12 protein-coding genes are annotated in these 16,028 nt (G+C 51.2%); 6 read left to right on the forward strand and 6 right to left on the reverse strand.

The window, feature by feature from the left end; all coding sequences use genetic code 11:
- Nucleotides 1–179: 179 nt before the first annotated feature.
- From AC0YN4_RS00455 to AC0YN4_RS00470, 4 genes are read right to left on the reverse strand one after another with little or no spacing between them, the layout of a single operon-like run.
- Nucleotides 180–1,529: a CapA family protein gene (locus AC0YN4_RS00455; protein WP_475834834.1), complete on the reverse strand. Its 1,350-nt coding sequence runs from the start codon at nucleotides 1,527–1,529 to the stop codon at nucleotides 180–182.
- Between the two features lie 4 nt (nucleotides 1,530–1,533).
- The gene (locus AC0YN4_RS00460) at nucleotides 1,534–2,283 is read right to left on the reverse strand and encodes an RluA family pseudouridine synthase (protein ID WP_475780519.1); all 750 of its coding nucleotides are present in this window, start codon (nucleotides 2,281–2,283) and stop codon (nucleotides 1,534–1,536) included.
- A 1-nt stretch (nucleotide 2,284) separates the two neighbouring features.
- Nucleotides 2,285–3,151, reverse strand: a complete 867-nt coding sequence (locus tag AC0YN4_RS00465; RefSeq protein ID WP_475780520.1) for a class I SAM-dependent methyltransferase — start codon at nucleotides 3,149–3,151, stop codon at nucleotides 2,285–2,287.
- Nucleotides 3,138–3,869 carry a response regulator gene (locus AC0YN4_RS00470; RefSeq protein ID WP_475834835.1) on the reverse strand — a complete coding sequence of 244 codons (732 nt, stop codon included), beginning with the start codon at nucleotides 3,867–3,869 and terminating at the stop codon, nucleotides 3,138–3,140. Before AC0YN4_RS00470 ends, AC0YN4_RS00465 begins: the two co-directional genes overlap by 14 nt.
- A gap of 80 nt (nucleotides 3,870–3,949) precedes the next feature.
- Between AC0YN4_RS00470 and AC0YN4_RS00475 the strand changes: the two genes are divergently transcribed.
- Nucleotides 3,950–6,064: a sensor histidine kinase gene (locus tag AC0YN4_RS00475; RefSeq protein WP_475834836.1), complete on the forward strand. Its 2,115-nt coding sequence runs from the start codon at nucleotides 3,950–3,952 to the stop codon at nucleotides 6,062–6,064.
- Here the strand turns inward: AC0YN4_RS00475 and AC0YN4_RS00480 are convergent.
- The gene (locus AC0YN4_RS00480; RefSeq protein WP_475780523.1) at nucleotides 6,048–6,371 is read right to left on the reverse strand and encodes a helix-turn-helix domain-containing protein; all 324 of its coding nucleotides are present in this window, start codon (nucleotides 6,369–6,371) and stop codon (nucleotides 6,048–6,050) included. The genes AC0YN4_RS00475 and AC0YN4_RS00480 overlap by 17 nt on opposite strands.
- A gap of 328 nt (nucleotides 6,372–6,699) precedes the next feature.
- Here AC0YN4_RS00480 and araA point away from each other — a divergent pair, with 328 nt between their 5' ends.
- Complete coding sequence (gene araA / locus AC0YN4_RS00485; protein ID WP_475781001.1) at nucleotides 6,700–8,190, forward strand: L-arabinose isomerase; 1,491 nt, start codon at nucleotides 6,700–6,702, stop codon at nucleotides 8,188–8,190.
- A 79-nt stretch (nucleotides 8,191–8,269) separates the two neighbouring features.
- On the opposite strand, the gene AC0YN4_RS00490 is transcribed toward araA, so the two are convergent.
- On the reverse strand, nucleotides 8,270–10,171 hold the full coding sequence (locus AC0YN4_RS00490; protein WP_475834837.1) for a terpene cyclase/mutase family protein: 1,902 nt from the start codon (nucleotides 10,169–10,171) through the stop codon (nucleotides 8,270–8,272).
- Nucleotides 10,172–10,309: 138 nt separating this feature from the next.
- Here AC0YN4_RS00490 and AC0YN4_RS00495 point away from each other — a divergent pair, with 138 nt between their 5' ends.
- From AC0YN4_RS00495 to AC0YN4_RS00510, 4 genes are all read left to right on the forward strand, one after another.
- Nucleotides 10,310–11,401 (forward strand): FecCD family ABC transporter permease, encoded by a 1,092-nt coding sequence (locus tag AC0YN4_RS00495; protein WP_475834838.1) that lies wholly within the window; start codon nucleotides 10,310–10,312, stop codon nucleotides 11,399–11,401.
- The gene (locus AC0YN4_RS00500; RefSeq protein WP_475780526.1) at nucleotides 11,401–12,414 is read left to right on the forward strand and encodes a FecCD family ABC transporter permease; all 1,014 of its coding nucleotides are present in this window, start codon (nucleotides 11,401–11,403) and stop codon (nucleotides 12,412–12,414) included. The genes AC0YN4_RS00495 and AC0YN4_RS00500 overlap by 1 nt, the downstream gene beginning before the upstream one ends.
- A 45-nt stretch (nucleotides 12,415–12,459) precedes the next feature.
- Entirely contained in the window at nucleotides 12,460–14,178 is a 1,719-nt protein-coding gene (locus AC0YN4_RS00505; RefSeq protein WP_475834839.1) for an ABC transporter ATP-binding protein, read from the forward strand.
- Nucleotides 14,179–14,323: 145 nt separating this feature from the next.
- Complete coding sequence (locus AC0YN4_RS00510) at nucleotides 14,324–15,559, forward strand: aminopeptidase (RefSeq protein ID WP_475834840.1); 1,236 nt, start codon at nucleotides 14,324–14,326, stop codon at nucleotides 15,557–15,559.
- Nucleotides 15,560–16,028: the final 469 nt, after the last annotated feature.

Consider the following 16,028-nt stretch of genomic DNA (forward strand, 5'->3'; position numbering starts at 1 on the left):
AAAGGCCTGTGCATCAGTATGTTCCGACGTGGAACTGCTGTGTACAGGCCTTTTGATTATGCGGTGCAACATTTTCAATCATACATCAGTTATTAATTGTATCTATTGTAGTTCTTAAACCTTAGTCAAATAGAAAAGTGGCTGTCCCGGAAATTCCGGTTCAGCCACTACTTGAAAGTCTATTGGTTTAGTCCGTCAGTTACCTGGAACGGCTTGCCTGACATGGATTTGAGTCTTTTCATGAGCTGGTTGTACATCTGTTTGAGTGTCGAGTAATCCGCTCCTGAGAGATCCTTAAGCGACTTGGAGGCAATAACCTGCTGCAGCGGAACCACATTATAGTTGGTCACGCCTTTGCTGGTAACCCGGTGCACCCAAGTAGGCAGGGCCTCGACATTCTGAATCGACGTTTTACCTGTGGGACCGTCTTTGTGAATGTTGACTTTGAAGACGACACCATAATCCTTTGAATCGCCGCGTTGATTCGAAATGAAATTACCCATGGAATAAATAATGAGTCCTTTTCTGACGGAGCCGCCGGGTTCAGCCGCTTCAACAATCTCATAGGGCTGAACAACATGCGGGTGCGAGCCGGCAATGATGTCGGCACCGGCTGCGATCAGCTTGCGTGCCAGATTCTTCTGAACGTCATTCGGTTGCGTCTGATATTCAATGCCGAAATGCAGCACGACCGTAATGAAGTCAGCGCCGGCCGTGCGCAGCTTCTCGATGTCGCTGATGATCTTCGCTTCATCGATCAAGGATACGGCGTACGGCTGATCTTTGGGTAGTGGAATGCCGTTCGTACCGTATGTGTAAGCGAGCAGCCCCATTGCGATGCCTTTGCGCTTTGCAATAACAATTCGGTCGGCTTCCGCCCGCGAGCGTGCCGTGCCTTTCGTTTCGAAGCCAAGCTCATCCAGCTTCTCAAGCGTCAGTGAGATACCTTTGGCACCGCGATCGAGAGCATGATTGTTAGCTGTCGTAACGGTTGTGAAGCCGGCATACTTGAGCGCATCCCCAAGCTCGGTCGGCGCATTGAAGCGTGGATAACCGGAATAACCGAGCGACTTGCCGGCAATCGGTGTTTCGAGATTGGCTAGTGTCCAATCGCCTTGCTCGAGAATCGGCTTCATCGGCTTAAAGAAATGCTCGAAATTGTATTTCTTCGTTTTCTCGTTATAGGCACCGGGAAGCTGCGGCATATGCATCATAATGTCACCGACGGCGATCCAAAGCGCATCAACCGACTTCTCAGGGGCTGGAGGCGTGCTCTCAGCGTCTTGATTATCAGGTTGGGATAAATTGCCGTCATCATTTGGCGATTGATTAGCGGTATCCCCAGCGTTGTCTGGTGCCTGGTCGGGTTTGGTTTCGGATGCCGGAGGTTCCACTTTCGGAGGAGGCTCCTGCACCGTTTCCGGTTGATTCTCAGGATCAGGCTCCAAGTGCGGACCGCTCCCGCAGCTGCTTAGCAAGAGCAGGGCGAGGACGAGTAGGCTGAGCAGCCCTAATTTGTGTCTATACATAGGCCTACATTCCTTCCAGCGGCAGAATTGAACGTGCCCGGATGAAATCGTCATCGCGAAACCGGCTCCACGGCTCCGTCTTCGGAGGCAAGGCATGAATGGTTAGCCATTCTTTCGTTACGGGATGCGCTACTCCTATGGATGTCGACCATAATGCTATATCTTGTTCGCCTTGAACGGCAGGAGCGCCGTATTTGCGATCATAGACGAGCGGACAGCCGATTTCAGCCATCTGGGCTCTAATCTGATGCGAGCGGCCTGTCAGCAGCTTCACGGCGATAAGAGAGAGTCCGCCTTGTTTGGCGACAACCGCATAATCCAGAATGGCTTCTTTGGACTCCGGAACCTGCTTCTGATGAACGGTCACGATGTTTCTGCCGGCATCTTTACGCAGGTAATGACGCAATCGGCCATTGGCCGCCGCAGGGGAGCCATGAACAACGGCTACATACAGCTTATCGAATGAGCGGCTGCGAACAGACTCTGACAGACGGGAAGCTGCTTTGGATGTCTTCGCAAACAGCATGGCGCCGCCTACGGGACGATCCAAACGATGTACAAGTCCGACATACACATTGCCCGGTTTCTGATAACGAGCTTTAAGGTCGTCCTTCAGCAGTGTAACCATATCCATTTCGCCCGTTTCATCGGCCTGTGATAACATTCCCGGAGGTTTAATGACGGCAAGCAGATGGTTGTCCTCATACAGCACAGGCAGAAGCGGGGCCGGCACTGTAATTGGGTCATTCCCCATCTTACTTACCCTCCCAACGTCCCAAGATACCGCATGGCAGTGTAAGCCCGGATGCGGAAATAGGGATGCCGATCTCGCCGCAGTGGATGGAGCCGGTATGTTTACGGCCAACCGTCATATGCAGCATATTGTGAAGAACTGTTGGCGACAGTCCTGTGGTATACGAATTCACTAGCACGAACAGAGGATTCTCTGTAAGTATCGTCGTGCAGAACTCAAGAAACGGATAGAGATTCTGCTCCAGCTTCCAGGTTTCGCCGTTTGGTCCGCGTCCGTAGGAAGGCGGATCCATAATGATGGCGTCGTACTTACTGCCGCGGCGCTGCTCGCGCTGCACAAATTTGAATACATCATCGGTTATGTATCGAACAGGAGCTGTGCTGAGACCGGATAGCTCGGCATTTTCCTTGGCCCACTGAACCATTCCTTTAGCGGCATCGACATGGCACACTTCCGCGCCGGCTGCAGCTGCTGCCACAGTAGCTCCGCCTGTATAAGCAAACAAGTTCAGCACGCGGATAGGACGACCGGCTTTACGGATCTTATCCATCATCCAGGTCCAGTTGACAGCCTGCTCCGGGAATAGTCCGGTATGCTTGAAGCTAGTCGGTTTAATATGAAACTTTAGCTCGCCGTACGAGATGGACCAGCGTTCCGGCATTTTCGTGCGGAATTCCCATTCTCCGCCGCCTGAGGAGCTTCGGTGATAGTGGCCATCTGCTGTCTTCCACAATCCGGATTCATTCGCGATCGGCCAAATCACTTGTGGGTCTGGTCTGCGCAGCACGTAACCGCCCCAGCGCTCAAGCTTCTCGCCATTGCCGGTATCGAGTAGTTCGTAATCTTTCCATAAATCAGCGTTGTACATGTGTGTTGTAACCTTCCTTGGCGTTGAATTTGTAGCCTACTCCCCGAACGGTGACGATGTAGATCGGGTTAGCAGGGTCGGGCTCGATTTTCTTGCGCAAATTGCTGACATGAACCATTAATGTGCGAGTATCGCCCATACTATCATGTCCCCAAACGATCGTGTACAGATCATCGAGTGCAAAAGCGCGGTTCGGTGTTTTGGCTAAGCGGACAAGAAGCTCGAACTCCTTAGCCGATAGGAAGACTTCTTTGCTGCCCAGATGAACGGTCCGTGCAGGCAAATCAATTCGTAAACCATCGTATTCCAGCACTTCGCCTACAGCGCGGTCAATCGAATATTGACCGATCACAGATTGGCGGCGCAGGTGTGCTTTAACACGAGCGACAAGCTGACTTGGACTGAAAGGCTTGGTCATATAATCATCGCCGCCTACCGTAAGTCCATGTATAATGTCAGTATCATCGCTCTTACAGCTTATGAACAATATGGGAACGTTGGAAATCGCTCGGATGTGCTTGCACACTTCGAAACCATCCAGATTCTTGAGTGAGATGTCCAGCAGGATCATATCCGGCTTTAGCCCGGCTGCGAGCAGGACGGCATCTTCACCGTTGTCTGTCGTATGTACTTCAAAACCTTCTCGTTCCATATATAAAGTAATCAGCTCGGTAATATCGGCTTCATCGTCAACGACAAGAATTTTGCTACCATTCATCTCCATCTTCCCCCTCTTCCTAGGCTATTATAGCGAATGGAGGGAGGGGTGAGCAATCAACGATTTTCCGGGAGGCTGCTATGATTCGCCGATTATTCCGAACTTTTATCCTCATTTTGTTCCCCATGCTCCTGCTCGCAGGCTGCAGTGCCCCGAGCGGCGGGGAGAATCCTGCTGCGAAGCAAGGTGTGCTAGATCTTAGAAATTGGTCGTTTGACCGTGATGGCGAGCTCCCGTTGACCGGGGAGTGGACGTTCTTCAGCGGGGAACTGCTGACCCCAGAGCTTGCGATAAGAGACAACGGCAAGTATGTAACGGTGCCGCGTTCCTGGAACAGCTATCCGGGAAACAGCGGGATTAAGAATGGACAAGGTTATGCTACATATAAATTATCTGTACTCATCCAACCTACGGATCGTGTGCTGGCTGTACGCGTACCGAATATTTTCAGCAGCTATAGGTTCTGGATCGATGGTAAGCTGCTTGCCGAGCAAGGCATAGTCGGGACTAGCAGAAGCACTTCGAAAGCGCAGCAATTCCCGCGGATTGTATCCTTTCATGCAGATGGCAAGCAGCAGCTTGATTTTGTCGTGCAGGTGTCCAACTTCCAGCATCGCAAAGGGGGCATTTGGGTTCCCTTCAAGATGGGCAACAGCGATGCGCTCGTGGCGAATCAGATGAAAGCATCTGTCCAGGAGATCCTCATTCTGGGCAGTCTATTAATCATCGGGATTTATCACATCGGTCTGTATGCTTTCCGCAGGCAGGAGCGATTTACGATTCATTTTGGCTTGCTATGCTTATTCATTGCCGCAAGAGCAGGCGTAACCGGTGAAAATTATATTTTACAGCTGATTCCGCTCTCCTGGGAGATTGGAATGAAGATCGAATATATCGCATTCTCACTAAGCGCACTAGCCGGTTATTTGTACGTCTACCGGTTATTTCCGATGGACGCCTCCAAGCGCGTCATCCCATTCGTAATCGGGATCGGTACCTCCTTGGTCGGATTCGTGCTGTTCACCCCGGCAATCGTGTACACCAAGCAGATCTCATTGTTTCAAATCTTCGTCGTAGCGGTGAGCATCTATACGTTGATCGTTCTAATTACGGCTAAAGTTCGTAAGCGGATCGGCTCTGCTTTTGTACTTACAGGGGTAGCGGTGTTCGTAGTAACGGTGCTTAATGACATGCTGTTCTACAACGAATGGTTTCTATATGCACAGCTTATACCGCTGGGATTGTTCTTCTTCATGCTGATGCAGTCTTTTATTATTTCAAAAAGATTCTCAAGCGCCATGTATCGAGCAGAGCATGTCTCAAGTGAGCTGAGAGAGCTGAATGCGCATTTGGAGGAGCGGATTGAAGAGCGGACGATGGAGCTGAGTGCGGCGAATGAATCGCTGGAGCAAACGAATCGAGTCTTGCATCGATCAGAATCGTCCAGAAGGCATTTGATGACGAATATTTCGCATGATTTGCGCACGCCGATTACCCTTCTGCAAGGGTATTTGGAAGCTTTTCAAGATGGAGTTGTCAAAACGGAGGAGCAGCAGCAGCGCTACTTGCGCATGATGCTTGGGAAGGTCGGCGGACTTAACAGGTTGATTCACGATTTGTTCGAGCTGACGAAGCTGGAGGCTGGACAGACGAGGTTCGACTTTGCGAATGTTCCGCTTGGTCACTGGATTCAACAGCTGCATGATCTTTACGAAATCGATGTCATAAGCAGCGGTATGCGGTTCAGATGCGATTTTCACAGTGCGCACTCCGAGCAGGAGGGACATGCCCATGAAATGGAACAACAGAACCGCATCATGCTGCGCCTGGATTTGCCGAGAATGGATCAAGTGATTGCGAATGTCATTTACAATGCGATCAAACATACGGAGAAGGGGGGCGAGATAGCGCTTTCTTTTTTCTTCGATGAGACAGCAAACCGGACCATCGTAACGGTTAGCGATACAGGCAGCGGAATTGAGGAAGAGCATTTGCCCTTTATTTTCGACCGGTTCTACAAGAAAGAGATTTCCAGGAACTCAGCAGAAGGCGGCAGCGGCTTGGGGCTCGCGATTGCCAAAGAAATTGTTGAAGCACATGGCGGCACAATCGGTGCTGTCAGTACCTTGGATAAAGGGACAATGATCTGGTTCGCGCTGCCTGCAACCCTGCGAAGCGTTAGTCAGCTTGCCTGATAACCGCCATCATTCGATCGATGGATTGCTTTCGGCGTTCCTGATCCATGCCGTTTAGAATACGGATAATTTCGATCGCTTCTGGAGTTACAGGCGTTTCCGGTCTTGCAGCCTCTCCGCCGATAATGTAGTCCAGAGTAACGTTAAACAGAATCGCAAGCTTCTTTAACGTTTCGTAGACCGGCTGGCGGTTGTTAATTTCGTAATGACTGTAAGCAGAACGGGTAATGCCAATCTGTCTCGCGACTTCTTCTTGTGAAATATGCTTTCGAAGTCGCAGTTCCCTTAATCGATCTCCCATCGTCATAGTTTCTAGCTCCTTACTCAATCTTCACATCTAGTACTAGTGAAAAAGCTACACTTCGGCCCCACTAATAGTAATTTATGATACAAAGTGTATCAGTGTCAAGTGTTAAGTATAGAATCGTTAATAATTAAGTATTGAAAACCGATCTGAGGGAGCGTACAATGAGGTTGTTGGTGGTTGTACGTACAAGTTATTGGCTGTACATATTCGGATATTTAGCTTGAATTAGGCTTAAAGATCTGAATGCGGACTGATATGCTGCTTGATTTTTCTATCATGTTCGTACAAGTTGATTTCATTCAGGATCCTGAGGAGGAGTATTCACGTGATACAAGTTAAACGTTATCAATTCTGGTTTGTTACCGGCAGTCAGCATCTCTACGGTCCGGAAACGCTGCTTGAGGTTGCCGATCATTCCCGCATTATCGCTGAGGGGTTGGATCGCGATGAAGCGATTACTTATGAAGTTGTGTTTAAACCTGTACTGACCACTCCCGAAGAAATTTATAGCTTGTGCGCTGCAGCTAATGCAGATGAGCAATGCGCGGGTCTGATCACATGGATGCATACCTTCTCTCCCGCGAAGATGTGGATCGCCGGTTTATCCGAGCTTCGCAAGCCGCTGCTGCACCTACACACTCAGTTTAACCGCGATATCCCATGGGATACCATTGATATGGATTTTATGAACTTGAATCAATCCGCGCACGGTGATCGCGAATATGGATTTATCGGTGCTCGAATGGGGATTGCCCGCAAAGTTGTTGTTGGGTATTGGGAAGATACTGAGGTGCGCGGTCGGATCGCCGGCTGGATGCGCACAGCGGTTGCTTTTACAGAAGGCCGTTCCCTCAAAGTAGCACGTTTCGGCGACAACATGCGCCAAGTTGCTGTAACGGAAGGCGACAAAGTAGAAGCTCAAATTAAGTTCGGCTGGTCGATTAACGGCTACGGAATCGGCGATTTGGCAGCGTGCATTGCGCAAGTGACGGAAGAGCAGCTGAACACGCTGACTGACGAATACGAAGCGACATACGAAATTACTCCGGAGACTCGTTCCAACGCCGACAAATGGGAATCAATTCGGGAACAGGCACGCATTGAGCTTGGGATGAAAGCATTCCTGCAAGAGGGCGGCTTCACCGCGTTTACGACAACGTTCGAGGATTTGCACGGTATGAAGCAGCTGCCAGGGCTGGCCGTACAGCGCTTGATGGAGGCAGGTTATGGCTTCGGTGGTGAAGGCGACTGGAAGACGGCAGCACTGACACGCGTAATGAAGACGATTGCGGGCAATAAAGGGACTTCCTTTATGGAGGATTATACCTATCATCTCGAGCCGGGCAATGAACTCATTCTTGGCGCGCATATGCTCGAAATTTGCCCGACGATCGCTGAGGGCAAGCCTCGCCTTGAGGTTCACCCGCTTGGCATAGGCGGCAAAGCTGATCCAGCACGCATGACCTTCAACGGTCGCAGCGGCCAAGCCGTGAATGCATCGCTTATTGATGTCGGCAATCGTTTCCGCCTTATTGTGAACATTGTCGATGCCGTAGCAACGCCGCATGATATGCCGAATCTTCCGGTTGCGCGAGTGTTATGGAAGCCGCAGCCATCGCTTAAAGATTCCGCAGAAGCGTGGATCCGTGCAGGCGGTGCACATCATACGGTCTTCTCGTACGAGGTTACGGCTGAGCAGTTGGTGGACTGGGCAGAGATGACAGGCATTGAGTGTGTCATCATCGACAACTCGACGAATCCGCTGGCTTTCCGCAATGAACTTCGTTTGAATGATATGTACTGGCGTTTGCAGCGTTAATCGAACTTATTGAGCTACTTGGGACTTTCCGTCGCACGATTGCGTGTGAACGGAATAGTCCCTTTTATTGTCGCGAGAGTCATGTGGCAGGCAGTGCGCTGCTTCCAAATTTGCTGCGATAATTCGCAAGCGCGAGGAGCGGCCATACGAGCGGGTAGCTCTCATATTGCGTATAGATATAACCTGGTAAACCTGCCCCGGTTGGATACTTCCGCGGGAGCGAGTCCTCCGAATCCAATGCGCGAAGCAGGAAATCGCATGCTCGCTCCATGGCGGGTGAAGGCTGCACGCTTACCGCGATAAGTGCATCGAGCGCCCATGCGGTTTGCGATAGTGTCGAATAGGAGAGCGGGACGAATCGCTTCACATGATCACTTCGACAAGATTCTCCAAAGCCGCCATCCGGGTGTTGGATCCGAAGTAACCATTCTTCGGCTTTGCGAATCTGAGGATGGTTCGGCGACTCGCCGGCAGCGATCAAACCGGTGAGAGCGGCCCAAGTGCCATAGATGTAACAGACGCCCCAGCGGCCGTACCATGAGCCGTCTGTCTGCTGTGCACGATACAGCCAATCTGCAGCTCGGCGCATGAAGTGGCTGTGACTGGTTGTCAGCCCTGTATGCTTGCCCAAATATTCAAGCGTTCTGCCGGTCAGATCCGGCGTAGACGGATCTGTTGCAGCATCCTCTGCTCCGTCTAGCGGCACCCAGCTGATTAAACGACTGTTCACATTTCGCTCGAAAGCAGCCCAGCCACCGTCGGAATTTTGCATGGACAGGAGCCATTGCAGACCGTGTTCACGAGCTTGCCGGTAAGGTGCGGAATGTGCGAGTCCTTCAATTGCGCGCAAAGCTGCAGTGGTGTCATCGAGATCCGGATTCATCGTATTCGATTCGGAGAAGCCCCAGCCTCCGGGCAGCGGATGTTCCACATTCAGCTTCCAGTCGCCAAGCTTGGTATGCTGATGCTTCAATAAATAATTCCCGGCGGATCCAATGCTCGTATGGTTCGTGTTAACGCCTGCATCTTGGAGTGTGTGGCTGATTAATGCAGTATCCCATACGGTTGAGGTCGTGTTCTGCGTCGTTAGAAGGTTAGTATCGTCGCGAATCAGCAGTGATTCGAGCCCTGAAACTGCATTCATAATGAGGGGATGTCGGATGTCGTATTCCAACGCACGCAGCGCATGAATCATAAGAATGGTCGCGCTGGCGTAGCAGTACAACGTGCCGTCCGGCTCAATGCGATTCTGCATATATTGCAGCGCACGAGCCGTGCCTTGCTTGTTAAGGGCTGTAAGCGGCGACAGTCCTGTGATGGAGGGGATTCGCATATTGATATGCTGCTGCCAACTGTTCTGCTGCGCGAGCAGCTGTTGAAGCGACAGATCTCCATGATGGGAGCGAAGAGGTTCGATGTGTGGCAAGGTGAATGCAGGCTTGGCAGAACCGAGCAGCAGCATGGGGGCCATGTGAACACGGGCATAACCGGAGAATTGATAGAAGTGCAGCGGTGCGCTCGGGGGCAGCAGCAGAAGGGAAAGCGGAACCGGGAACCAGCGCGGCCATTCGTATTGACCGACAATCGCGAGCAGGAACTTGGTCAGTAGGCTGTCAATGCGGGAGAGCCCTCCGAGCTCGGAGATCCGATCGCGAGCCTGCTTCATAGGAGAATGGGAAGGTGATAGACCGGCGAATTGTAAGGCAAAATAACACTCTGCCGTCGCGGCGAGATTGCCGCCTTCTTCGTCTGGATATACACGCCAAGCGCCGTCTGCACTTTGCTTGGCTAATATTCGCTCACATAAGGAAGCGACCAAGGCCGGCTTATGAATACCTGCACTAGTAAGAAGCATGACCGCAGCAGCGTCAGTGGTTGTTCCACTATCAATAAAACCAAGACGCCAACTGCCATCTTGGCTTTGTTTGCGGAGCAACAGGCGAACCAGTCGATCAATCCCGCGATTAATACGCTGATCCATGAGAGTCACCTCCATCTGAAACTCGTTCAAAGAATGCGAGCATTTTCGCGTAAATCTTGCACGTTCTTAGGAAACAATCGTCAAATAAATGGACAAGAGGCGCTGAACTCTTTATTATGGAAATGAAAATAATTCTCAATGATCGCAATTCGGTTCGTTCGTCATTCGTGTAAAGGTGGTTTATTTGAAGTGGACGTTCATTCTTCCTCACAGTCACAGCAACCGGTCATTCATTCCCGGCCACTCGCTGCCTTGTTTATTCTGATTTTCGGAACTCTTGCACTTGTATTGACTGCGGCCATCTCGATTTGTGTCGGCGCTGCAGACACATCGTTATCGACCGTATGGGATGCGCTCTTTCACTTCAATACGGATTTGACACAACACCAAATCATCAGAGAGCTTCGGATTCCACGCGTGCTCGCAGCTGCGCTGACAGGAGCGGCCTTTGCCGCAGCCGGTGCGATTATGCAGGGAATGACGCGCAACCCGCTGGCAGATTCAGGCTTGCTAGGCATTAATGCAGGCGCAGGGGTTATGCTTGCTGTCTGCTTTGCGTTCTTTCCGGGCATGTCATTCGTGAATCTTATGTTCTTTTCTTTCCTCGGCGCTGCCGCGGCTGCAGGACTTGTGTTTGGGACAGGAGCGTTTGTCAAAGGCGGTCTTACGCCGGTGCGGTTAGTTCTTGCAGGTGCTGCCGTAACGGCATTGCTGCTCGCCATAAGCGACGCTATCGCCATTCATTATCAAGTAGGTCGGGAGCTGGCCTTCTGGCTCGCAGGCGGAATGGCAGGTGTGGAATGGGCGCAAATTCGGATTATTTGGCCTTGGGTGCTCGGCAGCATAATCGTTGCGGTCATGATTTCGCGTTCGATTACACTGTTAAGTCTCGGTGAAGATATTGCAATTGGACTCGGACAACGCACAGGGCTGATTAAGCTAATCGGTACGATTCTGGTGCTAATCCTGGCGGGAGCTTCAGTCAGCGTCGTAGGGGCTGTCGGATTCGTTGGACTCATTATTCCGCATATTGCACGATATTTGGTTGGCGTTGATTACCGCTGGATCATTCCATGCTCTTCCGTTCTGGGGGCGCTGCTGCTCATCGTTGCCGACATCGGTGCCCGGATGTTCAATCCGTATTCCGAAACGCCTCTAGGCGCGCTAATTGCCGTTATTGGAGTTCCGTTCTTCCTCTACTTAGCCATTAATGAAAGGAGGGAGCTGTAATGGATGCCTATACAGTCACTCCTGCAGAGAAGGCGCGGAAGAAGCGGGCTTACACAGTTATGGGATGGATAGGCGGTCTCATTCTCATTATATTCCTTATTAGCATGAGTACGGGCACACTGAGGCTCTCGCCGAGTGAGATGATCCATACTCTATTCGGATCCGGAACGGCTAAACAGGAGCTGATCCTGTATCAGTTCCGTCTGCCTCGGATCGTCATGTCACTGCTGATCGGCGCCGGTTTCGCGGTGTCCGGCTGTATTTTGCAAGGAGTTACGCGAAATGCGCTGGCCGATCCCGGCATCCTCGGCATAAACGCCGGAGCGGGACTGATCGTCATTCTGTATATATCCGTAACACCGATAAACCATGCCATATTTCTGCTGCCTCTTCTTGCTATGATTGGAGCAGGAGCGACAGCAACGCTCATCTATAGTCTCTCTTATCGACGTCATCACGGCATTTCGACCATTCGACTGCTGCTCGTCGGAATCGCGGTAGCTGCCGGAATTTCAGCATTCATGCTCGTACTGACGCTGAAGCTCAATCCCGATCAATTCAAGTTCGTGCAGGTATGGCTGGCAGGCAGCATGCTGGGGATGGATTGGCGTTTCGTCCTGGCGTTATTGCCTTGGATCGTCGTGCTGCTGCCTTTCGTCCATTGCAAGGCGCGTGTGCTGGACGTGCTGAATCTAGGGGATCAAACTGCTTCCGGACTGGGTACTGCACTTAACCGCGAACGGTTGTATCTGTACGGGGCAGCCGTCGCACTGGCCGCTTCCTGCGTAGCGGTTGGCGGTGGAATCGCCTTCGTTGGGTTAATCGGACCTCATCTGGCTCGCAGACTTGTCGGGCCGCAGCATGCCTATTTATTGCCGGCTTCGGCGATTACCGGAGCGTTGCTGCTCATCATTTCAGATACGCTCGCTCGTATGTACGATGTGCCAACCGGAATCGTGGTTGCTATTATCGGGGCGCCGTATTTTCTCTATTTGCTAACAAGGTCAAGATAATGTTATTTCTACCAAGAAGAACAGAGAAGGGGGAGTCAGTTCATTATGCTTAAACGATTTATGTCCTACTATCAGCCTTATAAGAGGCTGTTCTATCTTGATTTCTTCTGCGCCATTTTCGCTGGGTTTCTGGAGCTTGGATTCCCCGTTGCAGTCAATCAATTCGTGGATAAGCTGCTTCCGGGCAAGGATTGGGGGCTTATCACATGGGCATGCATCGCATTGCTCGCGATTTATGCTTTGAATGCACTGCTCAATTACGTCGTTACTTACTGGGGACATATGCTTGGAATAAATATTGAAACGGATATGCGTCGCAAGCTGTTCGATCATATTCAGAAGCTCTCATTTCGATTCTTCGATAACAATAAGACAGGTCACTTAATGTCTCGCCTCACCAATGACTTGATGGAAATCGGCGAGATGGCGCATCACGGGCCGGAAGATTTGTTTATAGCTGTAATGACGCTGGTTGGCGCATTCACGCTTATGATGTTCATCAACTGGAAGCTGGCACTGCTGACGTTTGTCCTTGTGCCGCTTATGATTTGGCTCGCGATCTTCTTCAGCAAGAAGATGACCAAAGCGTTCCATCAGCTCTTCAGCGACATCGCGGACTTTAATGCACGTGTCGAAGATAATGTCGGCGGCATGCGTGTCGTTCAATCCTTCGCGAACGAAGAGTTCGAGAAAGAGCAATTCCAAGTGAACAATCTTCGCTTCCGTCTCACCAAGCTGCTGAGTTATAAGATTATGGCAGCTAACATCTCGATTAGTTATGTGCTGAAGCGTTTCGTTACGCTGTTTGTTATGATTTGCGGGACTTGGTTCGTCATTCAGCAAGAGTTGACGATCGGTGAGTTTGTCGGGTTCTTATTGCTGGCAAACGTGTTTATTGGACCGATTGAGAAAATCAATCAAGTCATCGAGAGTTATCCGAAAGGCTTCGCTGGTTTCAGAAGGTACGTCGAGCTGCTTGAGACCGATCCAGAGGTCGCGGATCGACCTAACGCTATCGTTGTAGAGAACCTGCGCGGCAACATTGCGTTCAAAGATGTCAGCTTCGGCTACGAAAATGAATCTAAAGTGCTCGAGCATATTAACTTAACGATCCAAGAAGGGGAGACGGTAGCGTTCGTCGGACCTTCCGGAGCCGGCAAGACAACGTTATGCAGCTTGCTGCCGCGGTTCTATGATGTTGATGCAGGAGGCATAACGATCGACGGACGCGATATCCGCGATATGAAGCTGAATTCGCTGCGCAAAGGAATCGGTATTGTCCAGCAGGATGTATTCCTGTTCTCGGGTACGATTCGCGATAACATCAAATACGGCAAGATGGACGGGACTGACGCCGAGTTAATGCAAGCTGCGAAGCGAGCACAGCTTGAAGCGTTCATTCTGTCCTTACCGGATGGATTGGACACCATTGTCGGCGAGCGAGGCGTGAAGCTGTCCGGCGGCCAGAAGCAGCGTGTGGCAATTGCGCGGATGTTCCTCAAGAATCCGCCTATTCTTATTCTCGATGAAGCGACCTCAGCGCTGGATACGGAGACGGAGTCCGCGATTCAGCAGTCTCTTGCAGAGCTGTCGCAAGGACGTACGACGCTGGTCATTGCGCATCGTTTGGCTACGATCAAGAATGCTCACCGTATCGTCGTTGTCACGGAGGATGGCGTATCGGAACAGGGCAAGCACGAAGAGCTTCTTGAAGCCGGCGGCCATTACAGCAGACTTCACTATGCACAATTTCAAACGACATAAATGAGCGATGACACTTGAACGGCTGCCCGTAGTTGGAGGCTGTTCAGGTGTTTTTTTGCATCTGCTAATCAGGCACTGTTATAATTGGTATCGGTATTAGGGGAGAGGAATTGCCGAATTACCGATACATAAAGGAGTCGATAACATGAAATCATTCCAACATCGTCTGGAGCAATACGCGGCACTAGCCGTAGAGGTCGGCGTTAACGTTCAGCCCGGTCAGAAGCTCTGTATTATTTCGCAAATCGCAGCAGCTGAGTTCGTCAGAGAAGTGGCGAAACGTGCCTATGAAATAGGAGCAAGCTATGTACATGTCGATTGGAGCGACGAGTTAATTACACGTACGCGCCTGGAGAAATCGCCGGAAGAGGGACTTTCCTATTATCCGGAATGGCATGCGAAGGGACGAGTGGCATTGGCGGAAGAAGGAGCGGCTTTTCTCTGGGTCGTTGCCGAGAACCCGGATCTGCTAAACGGAGTCGATGCTTCACGGATTGGTCTTGCAACCAAATCGCAGCAAGCTGCGCTGCAGCCATTCCGTAAGTTTACGCTTAGCAATGAAGTCTCATGGTCGATCGTCGCTGTACCTACGCTGGAATGGGCGGAGAAGGTATTCCCGGCACTTCCTGCCACGGAGCGCGTCGATGCCCTGTGGGAAGCGATCTTCGCAGCAACGCGGGTGGATGCGGCAGATCCGGTTCAATCTTGGCGCGAGCATGCTGACAATCTGCGCTCCAAGGCAGGCCGGCTGAACGAGCGCAGATACCAAGAACTGCGTTATCGCGGTTCGGCGGGAACCGATGTGACGATCGGACTTCCCGAAGGTCATATTTGGGTTAGCGCAGGGACACGCAACGGACAGGGGACAACCTTTATTCCGAACATGCCAACGGAGGAAGTATTCACTTCGCCGCTGCGAACAAGCGTGAACGGAACGGTAGTCAGCAGCAAGCCGCTTAGCTATAATGGCAATCTGATTGACAACTTCTCGATTACCTTCACGGAAGGACGAATCACGGCCTATCAAGCTGAGGTTGGTTACGAGGCACTCAAAGGGCTGGTTGAAACGGATGAAGGCTCACACTATCTGGGAGAGATTGCGTTGGTACCTTACCGTTCGCCGATTTCGGATACGAACCTGACGTTCTACAACACCTTGTTTGATGAGAATGCAGCCTGTCACTTGGCGATCGGCTTCGCGTTCCCGTTCTGCGTGGAAGGCGGCTTGTCGATGAGCAAGGAGGAGCTTGCCGAGCGCGGCTTGAATCACAGCTTAACGCATGTTGATTTCATGATCGGTACTGAGGATCTGGATATCGACGGCGTTCTACAGGACGGTACTTCGGAACCGCTGTTCCGCAGCGGCAACTGGGCATTCTAGAAGCCCGGATTGCGGATCAAATGATTCGAGTGATACTATTCCAGTCAAACTCTTCAGCTTCTCCCGGCCCCCGCGGCGCTAACGAACCACAGCGGTCTTATTTTGAAGAAATGGACACTTTCAAAATTCTAACGAACCACAGGGGTCTTATTTCGTGAAATTGTGCGGAATGCACGGGTTATGGAGCAAATAAGGCCTGTAGGGTTCGTTAGAATTCCAGAGCGGGGTTTTTGGAACAAATAAGGCCTCTGCGGTTCGTTAGAAGTCTAGGGATCAAAAATGCACAGCTGTTGCTCGATTTTCTCACGGTGAAAGTCGCTCCCCGGTCCTAAGCAGGCTCGCGACCAGTAACTTTGCAGCACCTCTAATCATGCTACTCCAATCAACTTCTCCCAGCCTCACTGTTGAAAATATTGCCAGTTATGCAACATTTCAGTGGTTAAAGAGGGCTCGCAAAGTAAATGATGCG

The sequence above is a fragment of the Paenibacillus sp. J22R3 genome (assembly GCF_056269305.1).

Excerpts from the sequence above, each read along its gene's own strand:
- AC0YN4_RS00455 (WP_475834834.1), bottom strand. The coding sequence starts at position 1,529 with ATGTATAGACACAAATTAGGGCTGCTCAGCCTACTCGTCCTCGCCCTG.
- AC0YN4_RS00460 (WP_475780519.1), bottom strand. The coding sequence starts at position 2,283 with ATGGGGAATGACCCAATTACAGTGCCGGCCCCGCTTCTGCCTGTGCTG.
- AC0YN4_RS00465 (WP_475780520.1), bottom strand. The coding sequence starts at position 3,151 with ATGTACAACGCTGATTTATGGAAAGATTACGAACTACTCGATACCGGC.
- AC0YN4_RS00470 (WP_475834835.1), bottom strand. The coding sequence starts at position 3,869 with ATGAATGGTAGCAAAATTCTTGTCGTTGACGATGAAGCCGATATTACC.
- AC0YN4_RS00475 (WP_475834836.1), top strand. The coding sequence starts at position 3,950 with ATGATTCGCCGATTATTCCGAACTTTTATCCTCATTTTGTTCCCCATG.
- AC0YN4_RS00480 (WP_475780523.1), bottom strand. The coding sequence starts at position 6,371 with ATGACGATGGGAGATCGATTAAGGGAACTGCGACTTCGAAAGCATATT.
- AC0YN4_RS00490 (WP_475834837.1), bottom strand. The coding sequence starts at position 10,171 with ATGGATCAGCGTATTAATCGCGGGATTGATCGACTGGTTCGCCTGTTG.
- AC0YN4_RS00495 (WP_475834838.1), top strand. The coding sequence starts at position 10,310 with ATGATCGCAATTCGGTTCGTTCGTCATTCGTGTAAAGGTGGTTTATTT.
- AC0YN4_RS00500 (WP_475780526.1), top strand. The coding sequence starts at position 11,401 with ATGGATGCCTATACAGTCACTCCTGCAGAGAAGGCGCGGAAGAAGCGG.
- AC0YN4_RS00505 (WP_475834839.1), top strand. The coding sequence starts at position 12,460 with ATGCTTAAACGATTTATGTCCTACTATCAGCCTTATAAGAGGCTGTTC.
- AC0YN4_RS00510 (WP_475834840.1), top strand. The coding sequence starts at position 14,324 with ATGAAATCATTCCAACATCGTCTGGAGCAATACGCGGCACTAGCCGTA.